This window comes from Dyella sp., from assembly GCF_051954575.1.
Taxonomy (GTDB): Bacteria; Pseudomonadota; Gammaproteobacteria; order Xanthomonadales; family Rhodanobacteraceae; genus Dyella_B.
In genome coordinates, this window is sequence record NZ_JBQCHP010000073.1 from 55,255 (window position 1) to 73,131 (window position 17,877).

The 17,877-nt window shown below is 62.6% G+C and carries 18 protein-coding genes; 8 read left to right on the forward strand and 10 right to left on the reverse strand.

All coding sequences use genetic code 11. The annotated features are described in order from the left end of the window. Positions 1-9 precede the first annotated feature (9 nt). Genes hisA through hisIE form a run of 3 tightly spaced genes read left to right on the forward strand, consistent with a single transcriptional unit; the run spans position 10 to position 2,148 of the window. Complete coding sequence (hisA, locus tag ACTHNE_RS09965) at positions 10-738, forward strand: 1-(5-phosphoribosyl)-5-[(5-phosphoribosylamino)methylideneamino]imidazole-4-carboxamide isomerase (protein ID WP_324936924.1); 729 nt, start codon at positions 10-12, stop codon at positions 736-738. After that, complete coding sequence (gene hisF, locus ACTHNE_RS09970) at positions 732-1,523, forward strand: imidazole glycerol phosphate synthase subunit HisF (RefSeq protein WP_324936922.1); 792 nt, start codon at positions 732-734, stop codon at positions 1,521-1,523. The genes hisA and hisF overlap by 7 nt, the downstream gene beginning before the upstream one ends. Beyond that, entirely contained in the window at positions 1,516-2,148 is a 633-nt protein-coding gene (gene hisIE, locus ACTHNE_RS09975) for a bifunctional phosphoribosyl-AMP cyclohydrolase/phosphoribosyl-ATP diphosphatase HisIE (RefSeq protein WP_324936920.1), read from the forward strand. The genes hisF and hisIE overlap by 8 nt, the downstream gene beginning before the upstream one ends. A gap of 81 nt (positions 2,149-2,229) precedes the next feature. Here the strand turns inward: hisIE and ACTHNE_RS09980 are convergent, their stop codons facing one another. The 4 genes from ACTHNE_RS09980 to ACTHNE_RS09995 all read right to left on the reverse strand — a co-directional run bounded on the left by ACTHNE_RS09980 (position 2,230) and on the right by ACTHNE_RS09995 (position 5,553). Continuing rightward, positions 2,230-3,243 carry a C13 family peptidase gene (locus ACTHNE_RS09980; protein ID WP_324936918.1) on the reverse strand — a complete coding sequence of 338 codons (1,014 nt, stop codon included), beginning with the start codon at positions 3,241-3,243 and terminating at the stop codon, positions 2,230-2,232. A gap of 8 nt (positions 3,244-3,251) precedes the next feature. Then, on the reverse strand, positions 3,252-3,938 hold the full coding sequence (gene mtnC, locus ACTHNE_RS09985; RefSeq protein ID WP_440269175.1) for an acireductone synthase: 687 nt from the start codon (positions 3,936-3,938) through the stop codon (positions 3,252-3,254). A 143-nt stretch (positions 3,939-4,081) separates the two neighbouring features. Continuing rightward, positions 4,082-4,642: a 1,2-dihydroxy-3-keto-5-methylthiopentene dioxygenase gene (locus ACTHNE_RS09990; RefSeq protein WP_324936914.1), complete on the reverse strand. Its 561-nt coding sequence runs from the start codon at positions 4,640-4,642 to the stop codon at positions 4,082-4,084. Between the two features lie 230 nt (positions 4,643-4,872). Then, positions 4,873-5,553: a methylthioribulose 1-phosphate dehydratase gene (locus tag ACTHNE_RS09995; RefSeq protein ID WP_324936912.1), complete on the reverse strand. Its 681-nt coding sequence runs from the start codon at positions 5,551-5,553 to the stop codon at positions 4,873-4,875. Between the two features lie 154 nt (positions 5,554-5,707). Here ACTHNE_RS09995 and ACTHNE_RS10000 point away from each other — a divergent pair, with 154 nt between their 5' ends. Beyond that, entirely contained in the window at positions 5,708-6,040 is a 333-nt protein-coding gene (locus ACTHNE_RS10000; protein ID WP_324936911.1) for a high-potential iron-sulfur protein, read from the forward strand. A 390-nt stretch (positions 6,041-6,430) separates the two neighbouring features. Here the strand turns inward: ACTHNE_RS10000 and ACTHNE_RS10005 are convergent, their stop codons facing one another. The 3 genes from ACTHNE_RS10005 to ACTHNE_RS10015 all read right to left on the reverse strand — a co-directional run bounded on the left by ACTHNE_RS10005 (position 6,431) and on the right by ACTHNE_RS10015 (position 10,540). Further along, positions 6,431-7,915, reverse strand: a complete 1,485-nt coding sequence (locus ACTHNE_RS10005) for an amino acid permease (RefSeq protein ID WP_440269176.1) — start codon at positions 7,913-7,915, stop codon at positions 6,431-6,433. 80 nt (positions 7,916-7,995) lie between these two features. After that, complete coding sequence (locus tag ACTHNE_RS10010) at positions 7,996-9,480, reverse strand: amino acid permease (protein ID WP_324946749.1); 1,485 nt, start codon at positions 9,478-9,480, stop codon at positions 7,996-7,998. A gap of 208 nt (positions 9,481-9,688) precedes the next feature. Then, positions 9,689-10,540 (reverse strand): hypothetical protein, encoded by an 852-nt coding sequence (locus ACTHNE_RS10015; RefSeq protein ID WP_324946751.1) that lies wholly within the window; start codon positions 10,538-10,540, stop codon positions 9,689-9,691. A 226-nt stretch (positions 10,541-10,766) separates the two neighbouring features. On the opposite strand from ACTHNE_RS10015, the gene ACTHNE_RS10020 reads away from it, so the two are divergent. After that, positions 10,767-11,306, forward strand: a complete 540-nt coding sequence (locus ACTHNE_RS10020; protein WP_414649776.1) for an NUDIX hydrolase — start codon at positions 10,767-10,769, stop codon at positions 11,304-11,306. 96 nt (positions 11,307-11,402) lie between these two features. Here ACTHNE_RS10020 and ACTHNE_RS10025 read toward each other — a convergent pair whose 3' ends face one another. Then, entirely contained in the window at positions 11,403-11,924 is a 522-nt protein-coding gene (locus ACTHNE_RS10025) for a 3-hydroxyanthranilate 3,4-dioxygenase (protein ID WP_440269177.1), read from the reverse strand. A gap of 146 nt (positions 11,925-12,070) precedes the next feature. Further along, positions 12,071-13,960, reverse strand: a complete 1,890-nt coding sequence (gene parE, locus ACTHNE_RS10030; RefSeq protein WP_440269178.1) for a DNA topoisomerase IV subunit B — start codon at positions 13,958-13,960, stop codon at positions 12,071-12,073. A 138-nt stretch (positions 13,961-14,098) separates the two neighbouring features. Between parE and ACTHNE_RS10035 the strand changes: the two genes are divergently transcribed. Together ACTHNE_RS10035 and ACTHNE_RS10040 are read left to right on the forward strand one after the other, a co-directional pair. Beyond that, positions 14,099-14,560 carry a hypothetical protein gene (locus tag ACTHNE_RS10035; RefSeq protein WP_324946757.1) on the forward strand — a complete coding sequence of 154 codons (462 nt, stop codon included), beginning with the start codon at positions 14,099-14,101 and terminating at the stop codon, positions 14,558-14,560. A 12-nt stretch (positions 14,561-14,572) separates the two neighbouring features. Then, positions 14,573-14,857 (forward strand): type II toxin-antitoxin system RelE/ParE family toxin, encoded by a 285-nt coding sequence (locus ACTHNE_RS10040; protein ID WP_440269179.1) that lies wholly within the window; start codon positions 14,573-14,575, stop codon positions 14,855-14,857. Between the two features lie 62 nt (positions 14,858-14,919). Here ACTHNE_RS10040 and ACTHNE_RS10045 read toward each other — a convergent pair whose 3' ends face one another. Beyond that, positions 14,920-16,719, reverse strand: coding sequence for an aminopeptidase P family N-terminal domain-containing protein (locus ACTHNE_RS10045; RefSeq protein WP_440269180.1), 1,800 nt, complete (start codon positions 16,717-16,719; stop codon positions 14,920-14,922). 303 nt (positions 16,720-17,022) lie between these two features. On the opposite strand from ACTHNE_RS10045, the gene cyoA reads away from it, so the two are divergent. Next, positions 17,023-17,874: a ubiquinol oxidase subunit II gene (gene cyoA / locus ACTHNE_RS10050; protein WP_414649777.1), complete on the forward strand. Its 852-nt coding sequence runs from the start codon at positions 17,023-17,025 to the stop codon at positions 17,872-17,874. The last annotated feature ends 3 nt before the right edge of the window (positions 17,875-17,877 follow it).

The following is a 17,877-nucleotide window of genomic DNA, read 5'->3' on the forward strand; positions in this document are numbered from 1 at the left end:
TGGAACGCCATGAACTTTGAAGTCATACCTGCCATCGACCTGCGCGGTGGCCAGGTTGTCCGCCTCAAGCAAGGCGATTACGCGCAGGAAACGCAATATGCCCATGCGCCCGCCGAACTCGCGGCGCGTTACGCGCAGGCCGGCGCGCGCTGGTTGCACGTCGTCGATCTTGATGGTGCACGTGCGGGCGATCTGGCGAACCTTGCCGTGATCGAAGCGCTGGTGAAGGCCGGCATGCAGGTGCAGGCCGGCGGTGGCGTGCGCGCGGAGCAAGATGTGCTGCGTTTGTTCGATGCGGGCGTAAGCCGCGTCGTCGTAGGCAGCGTTGCGATCCGGGAGCCGGAACAGGTGGCGCAGTGGCTGGCCAAGCACGGTACCGAACGCTTCACCATTGCGCTGGATACGCGTCGCCGCGACAGCACGTGGACGCTGCCCAGCGCCGGCTGGACCGAAGACGAAGCACGCACGTTGGACGAACTGGCGCCGTGGTATGCCGCGCATGGCGCACGCCATCTGCTGTGCACGGATATCGAGCGCGACGGCATGCTGGCCGGTTTCAACCTCGAGCTTTACCGGCACCTGGCGCAAACGGTGCCGCAACTGGCGGTGCAGGCCTCCGGCGGCGTGCGTTCGGTGGAAGATATCCGCGGCGCGCGCGAGGCCGGCGCGCGTGGCGTGATTCTGGGCCGCGCCTTGCTGGAAGGCCGCTTTACGCTGGAGGATGCACTGGCATGCTGAGTCGACGCATCATTCCCTGCCTGGACGTGCGCGACGGCAAGGTCGTCAAGGGCGTGCGTTTTCGAGATCACGTGGTGATGGGCGAGATCGTCGACCTGGCCTTGCGCTACCGCGACGAAGGCGCGGACGAACTGGTGTTCTATGACATCACCGCCAGCCCGGAAGGACGTAGCGTGGATCGCGGCTGGGTGGAGCGTGTGGCGCGCGTGATCGATATTCCGTTCTGCGTGGCCGGCGGCATCCGTTCGGTCAGCGATGCGCGCGAGGTGCTGCATACGGGCGCGGATAAAGTATCGATCAACTCACCGGCCTTGGAGCGCCCGGACCTGATCGATGAACTGGCTGAAGCCTTCGGCGTGCAATGCGTGGTGGTCGGCATCGATTCGATGCGCGACGCCGATGGCGAATGGCGCGTGCGCCAATACACCGGCGATCCTTCCAAGACGCGCTCGCTGGCGCGCCGTACGCTGGACTGGATGGCCGAAGCGCAACGCCGCGGCGCCGGCGAGATCGTGCTCAACTGCATGGATACCGATGGCGTGCGCCAAGGCTATGATCTGGCGCAGCTTGCTGCGGCGCGGGCAATTTGCACGGTGCCGCTGATCGCCTCCGGCGGGGCGGGCACGATGGAGCATTTTCGCAACGCATTCACGCGCGCTCGTGTTGATGGTGCCTTGGCGGCCAGTGTTTTCCATAGCGGCACCATCGCGGTTCCCGATTTGAAGCGTTACCTGCAGCACGAAGGCATAACCGTTCGCTTGCAAGAGGCAGCCCGTCATGAGTGAAACAGTGGCCGGATTCAACGCGCTTGATCTCAGCCAGATCGATTGGGTCAAGACGGAAGGGCTGGTGCCCGCGATCGTGCAGCACTGGCTGACGGGCGAAGTGCTGATGCTGGGCTATATGGATGAGCGCGCGCTGGCCTTGACGCAGACCAGCAGCCGGGTGACGTTTTTCAGCCGCAGCAAGCAACGCTTGTGGACCAAGGGTGAAAGCTCGGGCCACGTGCTGCATTTGAAATCGATCCGCGTCGATTGCGATGGCGATACGTTGTTGGTGCTGGCCGATCCGCACGGCCCGACCTGCCATTTGGGAACGCGCAGCTGTTTCGGTAACGAAGTGCGGCCGCCGCTGGGATTTCTGGCGCAACTGGACGCACTGGTGGAAAGCCGCAAGGCCGAACTCCCCGAAGGCAGCTACACCACCAAGCTGTTTCATGGCGGCACGCGGCGGATTGCGCAGAAGGTGGGCGAGGAAGGCGTGGAAACCGCGCTCGCAGCCGTCGCGCAGGGTGACGAAGAGTTATTGGGCGAGGCGGCGGATCTGGTGTTTCACCTGGCCGTGTTGCTGCGTGCGCGTGGATACGGGCTTGCCGATGTCGCGAAGGTGTTGGTGGCGCGCCACGGTTGATCGATCGTAGGTTGGGGTGCAAACCCCAACATCGTGGTGCACGTATGGATGACGGTGTTGGGGTTTGCACCCCAACCTACGTTATTGCGTTGCCGAACTTGTGCTGCTTGCCGATGCCGGCGGCGCGAACGGCACGGCCGGCCCCGGCCTCACATCCTTGCGCCATTGCGCAAGCTGCTGCGTAATGCCTGCGCCGATATCGATCTGCGGTTCGGAAGGCGTGAGCTTGTCCTGCCGTTCCCAGCTGGCGATATCGTTCTTGGCCAGATGGAACGCATCGACGAAGTTGTCGGTCTTGTTCAGCGCATCCACCAGCCAGGCTTTGCCGAAGTAGGTGATATCCGAATCGCTGCCGCAGCCGAACGAGCTGCGATCGCTGCGCGCGGCGGTCAGCACCAGTGTGCCGGGGCCGCTCAAGTCCGGCACGAAACCGCCGGAATAGCAGGCGTTCACCACCACTACTTTCCACTTGAACGGACGCTTCTTCAGGATGCCGGCGAGATCGGGTGCGCCGATCTGGTCCAGTGGCAGTGGGTCCAAGTCGACCAGCAGGTTGTGGTCTTCGTCGCCGTGCGAGGTCATGTAGAGCACCAGGATGTCCTGCTCTGGGTTCATGACCTTGGTCAGTTGATCCAGCGTGTCTTCCAGGTTGCTCCAGCTTGCCAGCGGATGCGCCTGCAAGGTGGTGGGATTGTTTTCCAGCACCAGCGCATGCGCGCTGGGGCCGAAACGCCTGGTGAAAAGCTGCGCTGCATATTCGGCTTCGTTGCGGAACACGTCTTCGCCGCCATCGCCTGCGAAGGCCACCAGGTAGAGGTTGGGCTTGTCCGCGACCCGCGGAGTGAGCGCGGCCAGCGCCTTATGCACCATGGCCGGCTGCGTGTAGATCACTTGTTCGGGCGAGGGGCCCTGGCCAGGCCAGCTGTCGCCGCTTTCGCTGTCGTCGGCGTCGGTGGTGGAGGCGGAAGCGGCCGGCGAAGTGTTGTTCATCGCGCTCGGCACTTCGTCGTTGTGAGGCGGCCGATGCCCGGTCACCACCAGCATCAGCAGTACGCCGGCGGCGAACGAGAGCAGGGCGGTCAGTGTGGTGCGCATGGGCGGACTCAGAGCGAGATGGCGTCGAAGCTGGCGTAGGCGGGGTGCCGCGGCTGGGGCGGTATTTCCAGCGGCGGACGCAGCAGCCAGCCGGTATGCAGGCCGGCGGCGCGGGCGGCGTCCAGTTCCTCCACCACGTCGGAGAGGAACAGCACATGCTCGGGGCGTTCGCCGATCGCCTCCAGGATGCGCTCGTAGGAAACCCGCTCGCGCTTCGGGCCGGTCTCGGTGTCGAAATAGCCGGCGAGCAAGGGCGAAAGATCGCCCGCGTCGCTGTAGCGGAAGAACAGCTTCTGCGCCTGCACCGAACCGGACGAATACACGTACAGATGCAAGCCTTCGCCGCGCCACGCGTGCAGGCGGCCGGCGACTTCGGGATACATATGAGAGCGGTAGTCGCCCGCTTCGAAACCCTCCTGCCAGATCATGCCCTGCAAGGCCTTGAGAGCGGTGGACTTGCGGTCCTTGTCGATCCAGCGCAGCAAGAGCTCCAGCACTTCCTGCCGGCTCGCTTCGACGATGCCGGCCTCTTTCGCCGCCTCATGCAACCAGTGCTGTACTTCCGGCTGGTCGCCGTGTGTTTCGATATAAGCCGGAAGGCGCTCGCGGGCGTAAGGAAACAGGACCTCCTTGACGAAGCTGATCGAGCTGGTGGTGCCTTCGATGTCGGTGACGATGGCGCGGATGGCGGTCATGGGAGCCGATGGGGTAAGGGGCTCTCAAGCTTAGCGTGCACCTGGGCGGGTGCAAGGGTCCGTAGCGTTGCAGGCTGGGATGAAATCCCAGCATTGCCAAGCATATGTGAATGCTGGGATTTCATCCCAGCCTACAACCGAGGCTAAGCTGTGCTTGCCAGCGGCTCCATGCGCGGGAACTGCTGCGCGATATCCGAGCCGGTGAAATTCGCCACCCAGCCGTCCTTGTTGGTGAACAGGCGGATCGCCACGAAGTAGGGCGCCTCGCTCATGTCGAACCAGTGGCGGGTGCCGTCCGGCACGCCGATCAGGTCACCCTGTTCGCACAGCACGTCATAAACCTTCCCATCGATGTGCAGGGTGAACTGTCCCGCGCCGGCGACGAAAAAGCGCACTTCGTCCTCGCTATGGGTGTGTTCGCTCAAGAATTTTTGGCGCAGCGCGGCGCGCTCGGGATGATCGGGCTTGAGGCTGATCACGTCGACCGATTGGTAACCTTCTTCGCGCATCAGGCGATCGATGTCGCTGCGATAGGCAGCGATCACTTCATCCTGGCTCGCGCCGGGCACCACCGGCTGGCTGGCCGCCCATTGCTCGAAGCGCACGCCGACCTTGGCCAGCTCGCGCGCGATGCCGGCATGATCCTCATGCATCGAGAGCGGGCTGTGCGGGCGCTGTTCGTCGAAGATGCGCAGGCGGCTCATGCGTTCAGTCCTCAGGGTCTGCTTAGGGTCTCAGCGTAGCCCGCGTTGTCACGGTGCGTCCGCCAGGTGGTAGTGCGCGGCGCAGCGCTTGCCTGGCTGGCAAACCCAGCCGCGCGCTGCCGCATGGTGGACGCACCGTGGCAACCCGAAGGGTCGGGTCTGTTTGCCCGCCGGGCGGCGTCCTCACTCAGTTGTGTATCGACATACACGCCTTCGTTCCTCCTTGCCCGTCAGGCAAACAGATCCCGACGCGGGCCACGCTGGGACCCTAAGCAGACCCTAAGATCGAGTTCGCAGCCGAGCAAAAACTCCAGCGCCTCCAGGTGACGGCGCGCTTCGGCCATGTCATGACCCCAGGTATAGATGCCGTGGCCGTTGATCAAGTACGCATGCAGCGGTTTGCCCGAATCGATCCAGCTGTCGACCTGGTCCACCAGCTCGGGCATGTGCTGGGTGTTGGGGAACACCGGAATGTCGAGCGTGCTTTCGTGGGTGGTGTGGCCGCGGATCGCCTTCTGCAGTTCCCAGCCTTGCAGGCGGATCAGGCGATCGGCGGCGAACAGGCGGGACGCCACGCTCTGCGTGCGCGAATGCGTGTGCAATACAACGTTCACTTCCGGCCAGCGGCGATACACCTGCGTGTGCAATTCGGTTTCCGCGCTGGGACGCGAGCTGGTACCAACGGCTTTGCCGTGCATGTCCACCAGCATGATGTCGTCACGGCCGAGCTTGCCTTTGTCGCGGCCGGAAATTGTTATGGCGGCGTGATCGGTGTCCACGCGCATTGAAAAATTGCTGCTGGTGGCTGGCGTCCAGCCATGTTGCGCAAGTTCGCGCGCGGCGTCGGCGATCGCATCGGCGCGCTCGTAAAACAGTGCTGCGGGAATGGAGGCGGGCAGGTTTTGGCTCATGGCAAATGGACGTCCAAACGAGTCGGGACTATAGCACGGCGGGGAAAGCGCTAAATGCGAGTTATTCGCGAACAGGCCTCTCCGCACGGCGTCGCGCTAGGATGCGCGCTGCGTCGCCGCAGCTCCCGCGGCGAAAACAACGATGAGGGTGGTTATGTCAGGACAAGAGAAGATCGAGTCACGTCGTCGTTTCCTCAAGCTCGCTGCCGGCACCGCTGCCGCCGCCGCGCTGGTGAGCGGATTGCCGCGCGTAGCGCGTGCGGATGATCTGCCGCATGTTTCCGAAGCCGATCCCACCGCCAAGGCGCTGCAATACGTCGAAGACGCCAGCAAGGCCACGGCCAAGAACTACAAACCTGGCGATACCTGCGCCAACTGCAAGTTCTACTCGGGTGCGGCGACAGGTTACGGACCGTGCGACTTGTTCCCCGGCAAAGCGGTGAGCGCGAAAGGCTGGTGCATCTCGCATACGACCAAGCAAGCCTGATCAGTGTTGCCTTAAATCGTTGCATGAAGGGCCGGCCTTGCGCCGGCCTTTTTGTTTGCGCAGGGCGCGTGCATAAAAAAACGCCTGTACGAGACAGGCGTTTATAAAAGAAACGAAGGGGTGTTACCGAAAAGTGCTACCCGGACGCGTCAGGTCGAGGAGCTAGCTGGCCTGACGCGCCGGGTCGCGATCCGGGGCCCACTGCCAAGTGATCAACCCGGGCCACCGATGATACTCCGGTTGATCGAAATACGGCGGGCCGGGGTCGGAAATTTATCTCCCTGAAAATATTTTCCCTTGTGAATCAAAAGGATGCTTTCAAAACTGAAAGCATCACCTTCGATACATTAAAAGGGCGTTAGCGGCGAGTTCCGTTCAATTTATCGCTATTCAAGGAAGTTCGCCGGAGGTCGCGGGCGTTCCACGCTTTGCCGAGCCATTGGCGGTATGCAGGTGACTATGGCGTAGGCCATAGGTGAAATAAATCGCAAAGCCGAGCAGGGTCCAGACCACCATCAGCGCCCAGTTGTACCAGCCCATGGTGGCCAGTAGCGCCCCGCAGCTCAGCACGCCGGCGATGCACACGAAGTGCGCCCACGGTACGCGGAACGTGCGCGGCAGTTCCGGCGAGGTGTAGCGCAGGATCAGCACGCCCACGCATACGGCCGCGAAGGCGATCAGCGTACCCATGGAGGTGAGGTCGGCGAGCACGCCGAGCGGGAACACCGCCGCCAGTACCGCAATGCCGAAGCCGGTGATGATGGTGTTCAAGTGCGGCGTGCGGTAGCGCGGATGGATGCGGCTGAACACCGGCGGCAGCAGACCGTCGCGCGACATGATCATGAAGATGCGCGGCTGCGCAATGATCATCACCAGGATCACCGACGACAGGCCAATCATCGCGCCAACTTCCACGATCAGGCGCAGCCAGCCGAGTTCGGGGTGCACCTTGATGGCGGTAACCACCGGTTCGTCCGTACCCAGTTGCGTGTACGAGATCAGGCCGGTCAGCACCGCCGCCATCGCCAGGTACAGCACGGTGCAGATCACCAGTGAAACGAGCGTGCCGAACGGCAGGTCGCGCTGCGGATTCTTGCATTCCTGCGCGGCGGTGGAGGTGGCCTCGAAGCCGATATAGGCGAAGAACACCATGCCGGCGCCGCGCATGATGCCGGCCCAACCGTATTTGTGGCCGCCCTGCGATTCGGGAATGAAGGGATGCCAGTTGGCTGGGTCGATGTAACGATAGCCGGCCACCACCACCACCACGATCAAACCTACCTTGAGCAGCACCATCAGGAAATTGATGCCGGACGATTCCTTGATGCCGATGTAGCAGACCCAGGTAAGCGCCAGCACGATCGCGACCGCCGGCATGTTGAACAGCGTGCCGGTGGCGACCAGGTGGCCGTCCTTGAATTCCAATGGTGCGCCGGTCAGCGCGGCGGGCAGATGGAGGCCGACGTGATCGAGCAGGCTGGTGAAATAGCCAGTCCAGCTCACTGCGACGGCCGAGGCGGAGATGGCGTACTCCAGCACCATGTTCCAGCCGATGAACCAGGCCACCAGTTCGCCCAGCGTGGCGTAGGCATAGGAATAGGAGCTGCCGGAAATCGGAATCAGCGTGGCGAATTCGCAGTAGCACAGCGCGGTGAAGCCGCTGCAGATCGCTGCAAGCATGAACGAGATGAGCACCGCCGGCCCGGCGTTCTCGGCTGCGGCCTGCCCGGTCACCACGAAAATGCCTGTGCCGATGACGGCTCCGATACCCAATGCGGTAATGCCCCAGGGACCGAGCGTACGCCGCAGGCTGGGACCGTGCGCGTTTTCGTCTTCGGAAAAATCGGTCTTGCGGGCGAACAACTGTTTGAGCATAGGGCTTCCTGACGTGAAACCGGCACGAGATCGTCGTGCCGGCGGCGTAACGTTTTGGATGGGATGCGCGGGTGCGCGAATCAGTCCACCTCAACACCGCGAGCCAGATGGCTCCTACGGTAGCCATACAGGAAATATACCGCCAGGCCGATCAGCCCCCACGCGAAGAAGGTGATCTTGGCTTCCTTCGACAAGTTGAGGAACAACAGTACGCAACCGATCACCGCCAGCGGACAGATCAGCCACGGCATCGGGGTGCGGAACGGGCGCGGACGCTCGGGCTGGGTGCGACGCAGAATCAGGACGCCCAAGGCCACCATGATGAATGCGAACAGCGTGCCGGAGTTGGTGATGTCGGCAAGGATGCCTACCGGGAACAGAGCGCCGAACAGCGACACGAAGGTGCCGGTGATCAGCGTGATCACGTGCGGCGTGTGGAAGCGCGGATGGATTTTGGCCAGCGAGGTCGGCAGCAGGCCGTCGCGCGACATGGTGAAGAAGATGCGGGTCTGGCCGTACGTCATCGTCAGGATCACCGACGGCAGTGCGATGCCGGCGGCAAAGGCAATGAAGCCGCCGATGGTATGGTGGTTGAGCACATTTGCCACGTGGGCCAGCGCCTCCTTGCTGCACACCAGGGCCTCCGAACCATTGCAGGCTGCGGCGAACGACGGCGTGCCGGGCTCAAGCGCCACACCGTTCGCGTCCAGAATGGGTTGCGCACCTATCGAACCCACGGCGCCGTAGCTCACCAACAGATAGTAGATGGTGCATACGGTCAGCGAGGCGATCAGGGCGATCGGGATGTTGCGGTTCGGGTTCTTCGTTTCTTCCGACGCGGTGGAAATGGCATCGAAGCCAATGTAGGCGAACACGATGGAAGCCGCCGCACCCAGTACGCCGATGCCGCCCATCGGGCTACCCCAGCCATTCGGCACGAAGGGCGTGAAATTCTGATCCTTCACTGCCGGCAGCGCGATGAAGATGAAAGCGGTGAGGGCGGCGATCTTGATCAGCACCAATACCGTATTGACCTTGGCCGACTTCGAGGTGCCGATGACCAGCAGGCCGGTAATGACCAGGCCAATGAGACAGGCCAGCAAGTTGAAACTGCCGCCGTCCATCGGACCCGCCTGCAGGAAATGCGGTAAGCCCAATCCTGCACGCGAGAGGAGTCCGTTGACGTAACCGGCCCAACCGACGCAGACCGTGCTCGCAGCGATGGTGTATTCGAGCACCAGTGCCCAGCCCACCACCCAGGCAGTGCCTTCGCCGAGCACGCCATAGGTGTAGGTATATGCCGAGCCTGCGACCGGCACCATCGATGCCAGTTCCGCGTAGGCCAATGCGGCGAACGCGCAGACCACTGCAGCGATCACGAATGCGATCATCATGCCGGGACCGGATTTCTGTCCGGCTTCCGCCGTGAGTACGAAAATGCCGGTGCCGATGATGGCGCCGATGCCGAGCATGGTGAGCTGGAATGCGCCAAGCTGTCGCGTGAGGCCTTTTTTTTCCGCGGTGGCTAGAATCTGGTCGAGTGGCTTGACGCGTTTGAATAGCATTGAATGCTCCCCGTGAAAACGAATGCCTCGTTTATCGAAAGCGCTGTGGAATAGACCCTAGGGCCCGAGGCATCCGCGAACCATAGCCCAGCGGAGGGCGACGGTACAAGCTGCATTGCGGCTGAATTTGCCGTTGCACGAAGGGTTTGCGGGTGTGTCCGTGCTGGCAGATGGCACTTGCGTTGGACGGCGACTTTTGCTGATTGCATCAAAGGACGATGTTGATGGCGGCCATGGGTGTGACGAACGCGCTGTTGTTGCGTCCGGCGAAGCTCAATTGCACGCCGCCCAAGATGCCGATGCGACCGTTGAAGTTGTATTCCACCGCCGGCGCGAGACTGTAAACGTCGCGCGAGGCATCGCGGCGCGCGAACGGCGTGACATCAAACCCTTGTCCGGCGATGCCCTTGAGCTGCGACGCTGCGTTGCGGTCGTACGCCAGATCCATCGCCAGTACCCATTGCGGGTTGATGCTGTACTCGACGGAGGTGGAAATGCCCAGCGAGTTGCCCAGCCGCACGCCGCCACGGAAATCTCGCGGCGTGCCGTAGGCGCTGATCCCGCGCACGTCCACGCGGCTCGGCGGAAGGCTGTAGGAAGCCGTGGCGCGAAAACGCATCGGCCGGCCGTTCGGCAGCCATACGTATTGTTGCAGCAGGGCGGAGAACGTATCGACATTGGCGCCGTTGCCGATCGCGTTCAATGGATTCTGGTCCAGCCGGTCGTAGACGCCGGTAGGAAAGCGGTGCGTATAGGCCAGCGACACGGCAGGCTTTTTCTTGTCCGCGCCCGGCGCCAGCAGCATGTACTGCGCGCCCAGTGTGGTGTCGGTGGCGCGCAGGCCATCGGTATGCGCACCGCCGGACATGGCGTGTGCGCCGCCCAAGCCCAAGCGAAACTGCAGGCGGTCGGTGGCGCCGTAAAAGATCGGTATGGTTGTCTGCCACTGGCGAGTGCCCGGCGATTGCGCGTGACGCTTGCCCTGGTCGTCGTAATACGCGTTGCTCCTGTAATAGATGAGATACGGCTCGACCAGCCAGGTGCCAGCGGGAAGTGTCACGGCATTCGCAGTAAGCAGCGGACCGGTAAAATTGGCGGACGCATCCTGCGCACTGGCCTGGCCCCCACACAGGACGAGGCCGAATGTACAAGCAGCAAGAAAGCCGAGACGATGCTTGGAATAGATCATCGGACGCGCGCCGGAAAAGGAGAGCGTTCAAGCTATCGGCGGGCTTTCCTGCGATCCATCGTATAACTTGGAAAAGTCGGACAACGGAGTGAGATGAATGATGTTGAGAATGTCGCTGGACCGGTACGCACAAAACCATGGCGATGACATGCACGTGGCTGCATGCATGCAATTCCTCGATGAAGTCGAACGGCCATTCCATCGCGAAACCCTGGCCGGCCATTTCACGGGATCGGCCTGGCTGGTCGATGGCAGCGGCGAGCGCGTCTTGCTCACGCATCACCGCAAGTTGCAGCGATGGTTGCAATTGGGCGGCCATGCGGATGGCGATAGCGACCTTGCGGCCGTCGCCTTGCGTGAAGCGGGCGAGGAATCGGGGCTTGCAGACCTGCGCGTCGAGCCGGACATCTTCGACGTCGACCGGCATTGGATTCCGGAGCGCAAGAACGAACCCGGCCATTGGCATTACGACGTGCGTTACGTCGTGCGCACGGGCGGCAGCGAGCAGTTCGCGATCAGCGACGAATCATTGGAGCTGGCGTGGGTGTCCATTCGGCAGCTGGCCGACGCGCCGGATACGGATGAATCCATGCGCCGCATGGCGCGCAAATGGCTGGCGCGACCTGCTCAACCGTAGCGGAGTAGGTTGGGTTAGCGCAGCGTAACCCAACAAATCCAGCAACTGCCGTTGGCAATCGTTGGGTTACGCTGCGCTAACCCAACCTACGATGCGCTAGCCGTAGCGTGCGGGTGCGGGATTGAGGTGTCCGCACACCTTGCACGCGCGGATTTCCTTTGACGTGTAGAAGCGATCGAATACCGGAGGGAAATCGGTCTCGATGCTCTGCAGTACGAAATATTCCTCGTAAAGTTTGTGGTTGCAGTTTTCGCAGAACCACAGCAAACCATCCTTTTCGTGCGGCAAGCGGCGGCGCTCGATCACCAGTCCGATCGAATCGGGCATGCGCTGCGGTGAATGCGGCACGCGCGGCGGCAGGTAGAACAGTTCGCCGGCGCGGATGGGAATATCACGAGCGGCGCCATCATCCTGCACCTTCAGCACCATCTCGCCTTCGAGCTGGTAGAAAAACTCCGGGCCCTCGTCATAGTGATAATCGGTGCGCGCATTCGGACCGCCGACAATCATCACGATGAAATCGCCATCGACGATGCATTTGTTGCCCACCGGCGGCTTCAGCAGGTGGCGGTGTTCGGCGATCCAGCGTTGCAGGTCGATGGGCGTCAGCAGGGACATGCGGCAAGTCCGGCTTGGGGCAGGGCGTCACCATAACGCCGGCATGGCGCCAGTGGGAAGATCGGACTGCCGCTCGGTCGGTAGGTCGGGGTGCAACCCCAACGTCGCGATGTGTGAAGATTCCACGTTGGGGTTTGCACCCCAACCTACACTTCCAGGGTAGCCAGGTCGCCCTTTTCTTCCAGCCAGCTCTTGCGATCGCCGGCGCGCTTCTTGGCCAGCAGCATGTCCATCAGCTTGGTGGTGCCTTCGCTGTCATCCACGGTGAGCTGCACCAGGCGGCGCGTATCGGGATAGATGGTGGATTCGCGCAGCTGCGCGGGATTCATCTCGCCCAGGCCCTTGAAGCGCGTGACGGTGACCTGGCCTTTCATCTTTTCGCGTTCCATGCGTTGCAGCATGGCCTGCTTTTCGTTTTCGTCCAGGCAGTAGAACACCTGCTTGCCCACATCCACGCGGAACAGCGGCGGCATCGCGACGAACACATGGCCTTCGCGCACGAGTGCAGGGAAGTGGCGCAGGAACAGCGCGCTGAGCAGGGTGGCAATATGCAGGCCGTCGGAATCAGCGTCGGCCAGGATCACGACCTTGCCGTAGCGCAGGCCGGAAAGATCGTCCTTGCCCGGATCGCAGCCGATCGCCACCGCCAGGTTGTGCACTTCCTCGGAAGCGAGCACCGAGGTGGATTCCACTTCCCAGGTGTTGAGGATCTTGCCGCGCAGCGGAAGGATCGCCTGGAATTCCTTGTCGCGCGCCTGCTTGGCGCTGCCGCCGGCCGAATCGCCTTCTACCAGGAAGAGCTCCGTGCGGGTGAGATCGGTGGCGGTGCAATCGGCCAGCTTGCCGGGCAGGGCGGGGCCTTGCGTGATCTTCTTGCGCACCACCTGCTTGGCGGCCTTCAGGCGCGCACTAGCGCGTTCGATCGCCAGTTGCGCGATGCGCTCGCCGAGATCGACGTGCTGGTTGAGCCACAGGCTGAAAGCATCGTGCACCACGCTTTCCACCAACGCGGCGGCGTTGCGCGAGGACAGGCGTTCCTTGGTTTGGCCGGCGAATTGCGGATCCTGCAGCTTCGCCGAAAGCACGAAAGCGAGGCGTTCCCACACGTCTTCCGGCGCCAGCTTCACGCCGCGCGGCAGCAGGTTGCGGATATCGCAGAACTCGCGCACGGCATTGGTGAGACCGGTGCGCAAACCGTTGACGTGCGTACCGCCCTGCACGGTAGGAATCAGGTTGACGTAGCTTTCCTGCACCAGCTCACCTTCGGGCAGCCAGGTGAGGGCGACATCCAGGCCTTCGGTGTCGCGCGCAACGTGATGCACGAACAGGTCGGCGGGAATGCATTCGGCACCATCCAGTTCGCCGCGCAGGTAATCGCGCAGGCCGTCTTCGTAGTACCACTCGCTGGTTTCGCCGCTGGCTTCGTCCAACAGTTTCACGTTGAGACCGGCGCACAGCACCGCCTTGGCGCGCAGCAGGTGCTTGAGCTTGGGCAGCGAAATCTTCGGCGAGTCGAAGTATTTCGGATCGGGCCAGAAGCGCACGGTGGTGCCGGTCTTCTTCTTGGGCACCGTGCCGATCACTTCCAGCTCGCTGGCGCGGTCGCCGTTGGCGAAGCTCATGCGATATTCGTTGCCGTCGCGGCGGATGGTCACGTCCACCCGGTTCGACAGCGCATTCACCACCGATACGCCCACGCCGTGCAGGCCGCCGGAGAAGTTGTAGTTCTTGCCGGAGAATTTGCCGCCCGCGTGCAGGCGGGTGAGGATCAGCTCGACGCCGGGAATGCCTTCTTCCGGATGGATGTCCACCGGCATGCCGCGGCCATCGTCGGACACTTCCACCGAGCCGTCGGTATGCACCACCACCTCGATCGACTTGGCATGTCCGGCCAGCGCCTCGTCGACGGAGTTGTCGATCACTTCCTGCGCCAGATGGTTCGGGCGAGTGGTGTCGGTGTACATGCCCGGGCGGCGCTTGACGGGATCAAGGCCGGAGAGGACTTCGATGTCGGCGGCGTTATAGCGACTGCTCATGTGGATGCTTGCTGCGGAAGTGAGCGCGGGAGAATGGGTGGTGAAGCCAGGGAGGTCAAGACGGCAGGCTCCGTTTGCAGAGATAACGTTAGTTATGCACAATCATATCATTGGTTCAGGTATCCGAAAGGCAGGTCCATGCAGACGCTTACGCTCGAACAGCTTCGCACGGCGGTAGCCACCGGCGGGGTATCGGCCGTGAGCTTACAGGCGAAGGGCGGCGAGTTCTTCCTGCACGTCAAGACCAAGGGACGCGCCGACGCCGTGCTGGCGCGGGCGCGCAGCACCGAACCGCGCGCCTTTTCCAACCTGATGCTGGCGATGAAGGAACTGCACAGTCTGGGCATCGACGCCGGCACCTTCGATCTCACGGAGTGGAAGCCGGAGCAAAAGCGCGCGGTGCGCGTTCGCCCCGATCGCGCCGAAGCCATGAAGCGCGCGCGTGAAGCGATGGAGCACGACACCTGGTTTCGCGCGCAAGTGGAGCAGGGCTTGGCTGACGCGAACGATCCGGCGACGCCGTGGGTTTCGCTCGAAGACGCCAAGCTAAGCTGGGCGAAAAAACGTGCCGAACTGCTGAAGCGTGCAAAAAAGGCATAAAGGAACGGATGCTTGATACTTGTCTGGTTGCCCAGGGCATTGCAGGACCGTGATGCTCAGATCGAGTACCTCGCCGAACGCAATCCACACGCGGCCATCGAGCAGGGCGATCTGCTCGATGAGACGATCGCCGGTTTATCGAATCATCCGCGCATGGGAAGACAGGGACGAGTACGCGGGACGCGCGAGCTGGTGATTGCGGGCACGCCCTTTATTGTGCTCTATCGCGAACGATCGCTGGCAAAGCGCATGGAGATCCTCCGCGTGCTGCACGGTGCGCAACAGTGGCCACCGTAGATTGCAAACACCAACGTCGCCATCCATGTTGGGGTTTGCACCCCGACCTATGCAGAAAAAAATTAAAGCGGCGCGCAGTGTTTTTCGAGCCAGGCGAGATCCGCATCTTCCAGCAGCGGCGATAGCGCGGCGCGCACGGTGGCATGGTAATCGTCCAGCCACGCGCGCTCATCGGGGCTGAGCAGGCCCGATTCCAGCGCCCGGCGATCGAACGGGCACAGCGTGAGCGTTTCGAAGGCGTAGAACTCGCCAAATTCGGTCTGGTCGGCTTCGACCACCACGGCGAGGTTCTCGTGGCGAATGCCATGGCGTGCAGGCTTATATAAGCCGGGTTCGATCGAGGTGATCATGCCGGGTTCGAGCGCTACCAGCGTGCCGCCGGAAACGGGCGGCCGTACGCTATGCGGGCCCTCGTGCACATTCAGGAAGTAGCCCACGCCATGGCCGGTGCCGTGGCCGTAATCCATGCCGGCAGCCCACAGCGGCGCGCGGGCCAGGGCGTCCAGTTGCGGACCGCTTGCGCCCCTGGGAAAGCGGGCACGGGAGAGCGCGATCATGCCTTTCATCACCAGCGTGGCATCGCGCCGTTGCTCGGTGGTGGTCGGTCCCAGCGCCAGCACGCGGGTAATGTCGGTGGTGCCACCCAAGTACTGTCCGCCGGAATCGACCAGCAGCAGGCCGTGGCGCTGCAAGGTGTTGTGGGCCCCGGGCGTGGCGCGATAGTGCGGCAGTGCGCCGTTCTCCATATAGCCGGCGATGGTGGCGAAACTTTCGCCAACGAATTCGGGCTGGGCGGAGCGCTCGTCGCGCAGCAAGGCATCCACATCCAGTTCGGTTTGGGTCATGCCAGCGGCGAGTCGCTCTTCCAGCCGACGGAAGGCACGCACCAGCGCGGCGCCATCGCGGCGCATCACTTCGCGGATGTGTGCCAGTTCGCTCTCGGTCTTGACCGCCTTGAAGGCGGTGGAGGGGTTCGAGCCCTCGATGCGCGTCACGTCGGCGGCGACGGCCTTGAGCACATCGCTCACGACACGGGCGGGGTCAAACAATAAGGTGTCGCCGGCCTTCAACTCGCCAAGGCTGTCACCCAGCGTGGCGTAGTTGGCGATGCGGATGCTGTCGGCGTCGAGCGCGGCGACCACATTGTCCTTGAGCTTGTCCCGATCGACGAACAGCGTGGCCTGCCCGGACGCTTCCACCAGCAAGTGCGCCAGGAACACCGGATTGCATTCCACGTCGCTGCCGCGCAGGTTGGTAAGCCAGGCGATGTCGTCCAGGCTGGAGACGAGGTGATGCGTGGCGTGCTGCTTGCGCATCGCGTTGCGCAGCTTGCCGAGTTTTCCCGCGCGCGAGGTGCCAGCGTAGTCGAGCGGATGTTCGTACACCGGCGCGTGGGGCAGGGCGGGGCGATCGCGCCAGGCCATGCCCGGGATATCGAGGTCGACGCGCACGTTCGCGCCGACCGCGGCAAGCTGGCGTTCGATCTGCCGCTTTGCCGATACCGCCACGCTGTCACCGGCGATCGCCACCACATCATTCTTATGTAGATGGTGTTGCAACCAAGTCAGGTGTTCGTTCGCCTGTCCCGGTCGTTGCTTCATCAGCGCAATACCAGTGCCGGCAAGCTGTTGTTCGGCCTGCGAGAAATAGCGCGAATCGGTCCACAGCCCGGCTTGCTTGGCGGTGACCACCAGGATGCCGGCAGAACCGTCGAAGCCGGAAAACCATTCGCGCGCCTTCCAGTGCGCGGGCAGGTATTCGGACAAATGCGGATCGGCAGTCGGCGTGATGCACGCGGCGACGCCGTGCTTGGCCATGGTGTCGCGCAACGCGGCAATGCGGGCGGAAATCGGAGTGCTCATCGGCGCATTGTACGTTGGGTTGCCCCGGACTTGATCCGGGGGTAACCCAACGGGGCCGCCTCGAATATTGTGTTGGTTACGCTGCGCTAACCCGACCTACGCGACGCCCGCGACATTCTGTCTAACCGCTGCGGCAGCCCTCAGACTAGTCACGACTTGCTGCAGCGCGATATGCTATGCCGGTTGTCTGCCCCGACAACGTCCCCGTCAGTACTTTTAGAGTCGATCGTGAACTATCGTTCCTTCGTTTCGGCTGCGCGCTGGTCGTGCGCTAGCCTTGCTGTGCTGCTCAGCGGCTGCAACATGGAAGTCCTTTCGCCCAAAGGCGATATCGGTATGCAGGAGAAGTCGCTGATCCTGATTGCCACTGGATTGATGCTATTGGTGGTGGTCCCGGTCATCGCGATGACCCTGATTTTCGCCTGGCGTTACCGCGCCTCCAACACCAAGGCTACCTACGCGCCGAAGTGGTCGCATTCGACCGCGATCGAAGCGGTGGTGTGGATCATTCCGTGCATCATCATTGCGGTCCTGGGCACGATCACCTGGCGCACCACGCATGCGCTCGATCCTTATAAGCCGCTGGATCACCACGCCAAGCCGATCACCGTGCAGGCGGTATCGATGGACTGGAAGTGGGTGTTCATCTATCCGGAGTACGGCGTAGCCAGCGTCAACGAGCTGGCCATGCCCACCGACGTGCCGGTGCATTTCGAGATCACTTCCGATTCGGTGATGAATGCGTTCTTCATTCCGCAGCTGGGCAGCCAGATCTACGCCATGGCGGGCATGAAGACGCAGTTGAACCTGATCGCGAACGAGCCGGGCACGTACGCGGGCCTGTCGAGCAATTACAGCGGCGCTGGCTTCTCCGACATGCACTTCACTGCGATCGCGACTTCGCAGCAGGGCTTCGAGGACTGGATCAAGAAGGCCAAGGCCAGCCCGGTCAAGCTCGACGATGTGGCCTATCACGCGCTGGCGCAGCCGAGCATCAAGGTGCCGGTGAGCTACTACGGCAACGTCAAGTCGGGCATGTTCGACAGCATCATCAATCAGTACATGGGCGACATGTCCATGGACAAGATCGGCACCGCCCCTGCGCAGGCCAGCGCCATTCCCTCGCACAACGATCACGCCAAGGCTGCGGAGTAGGCC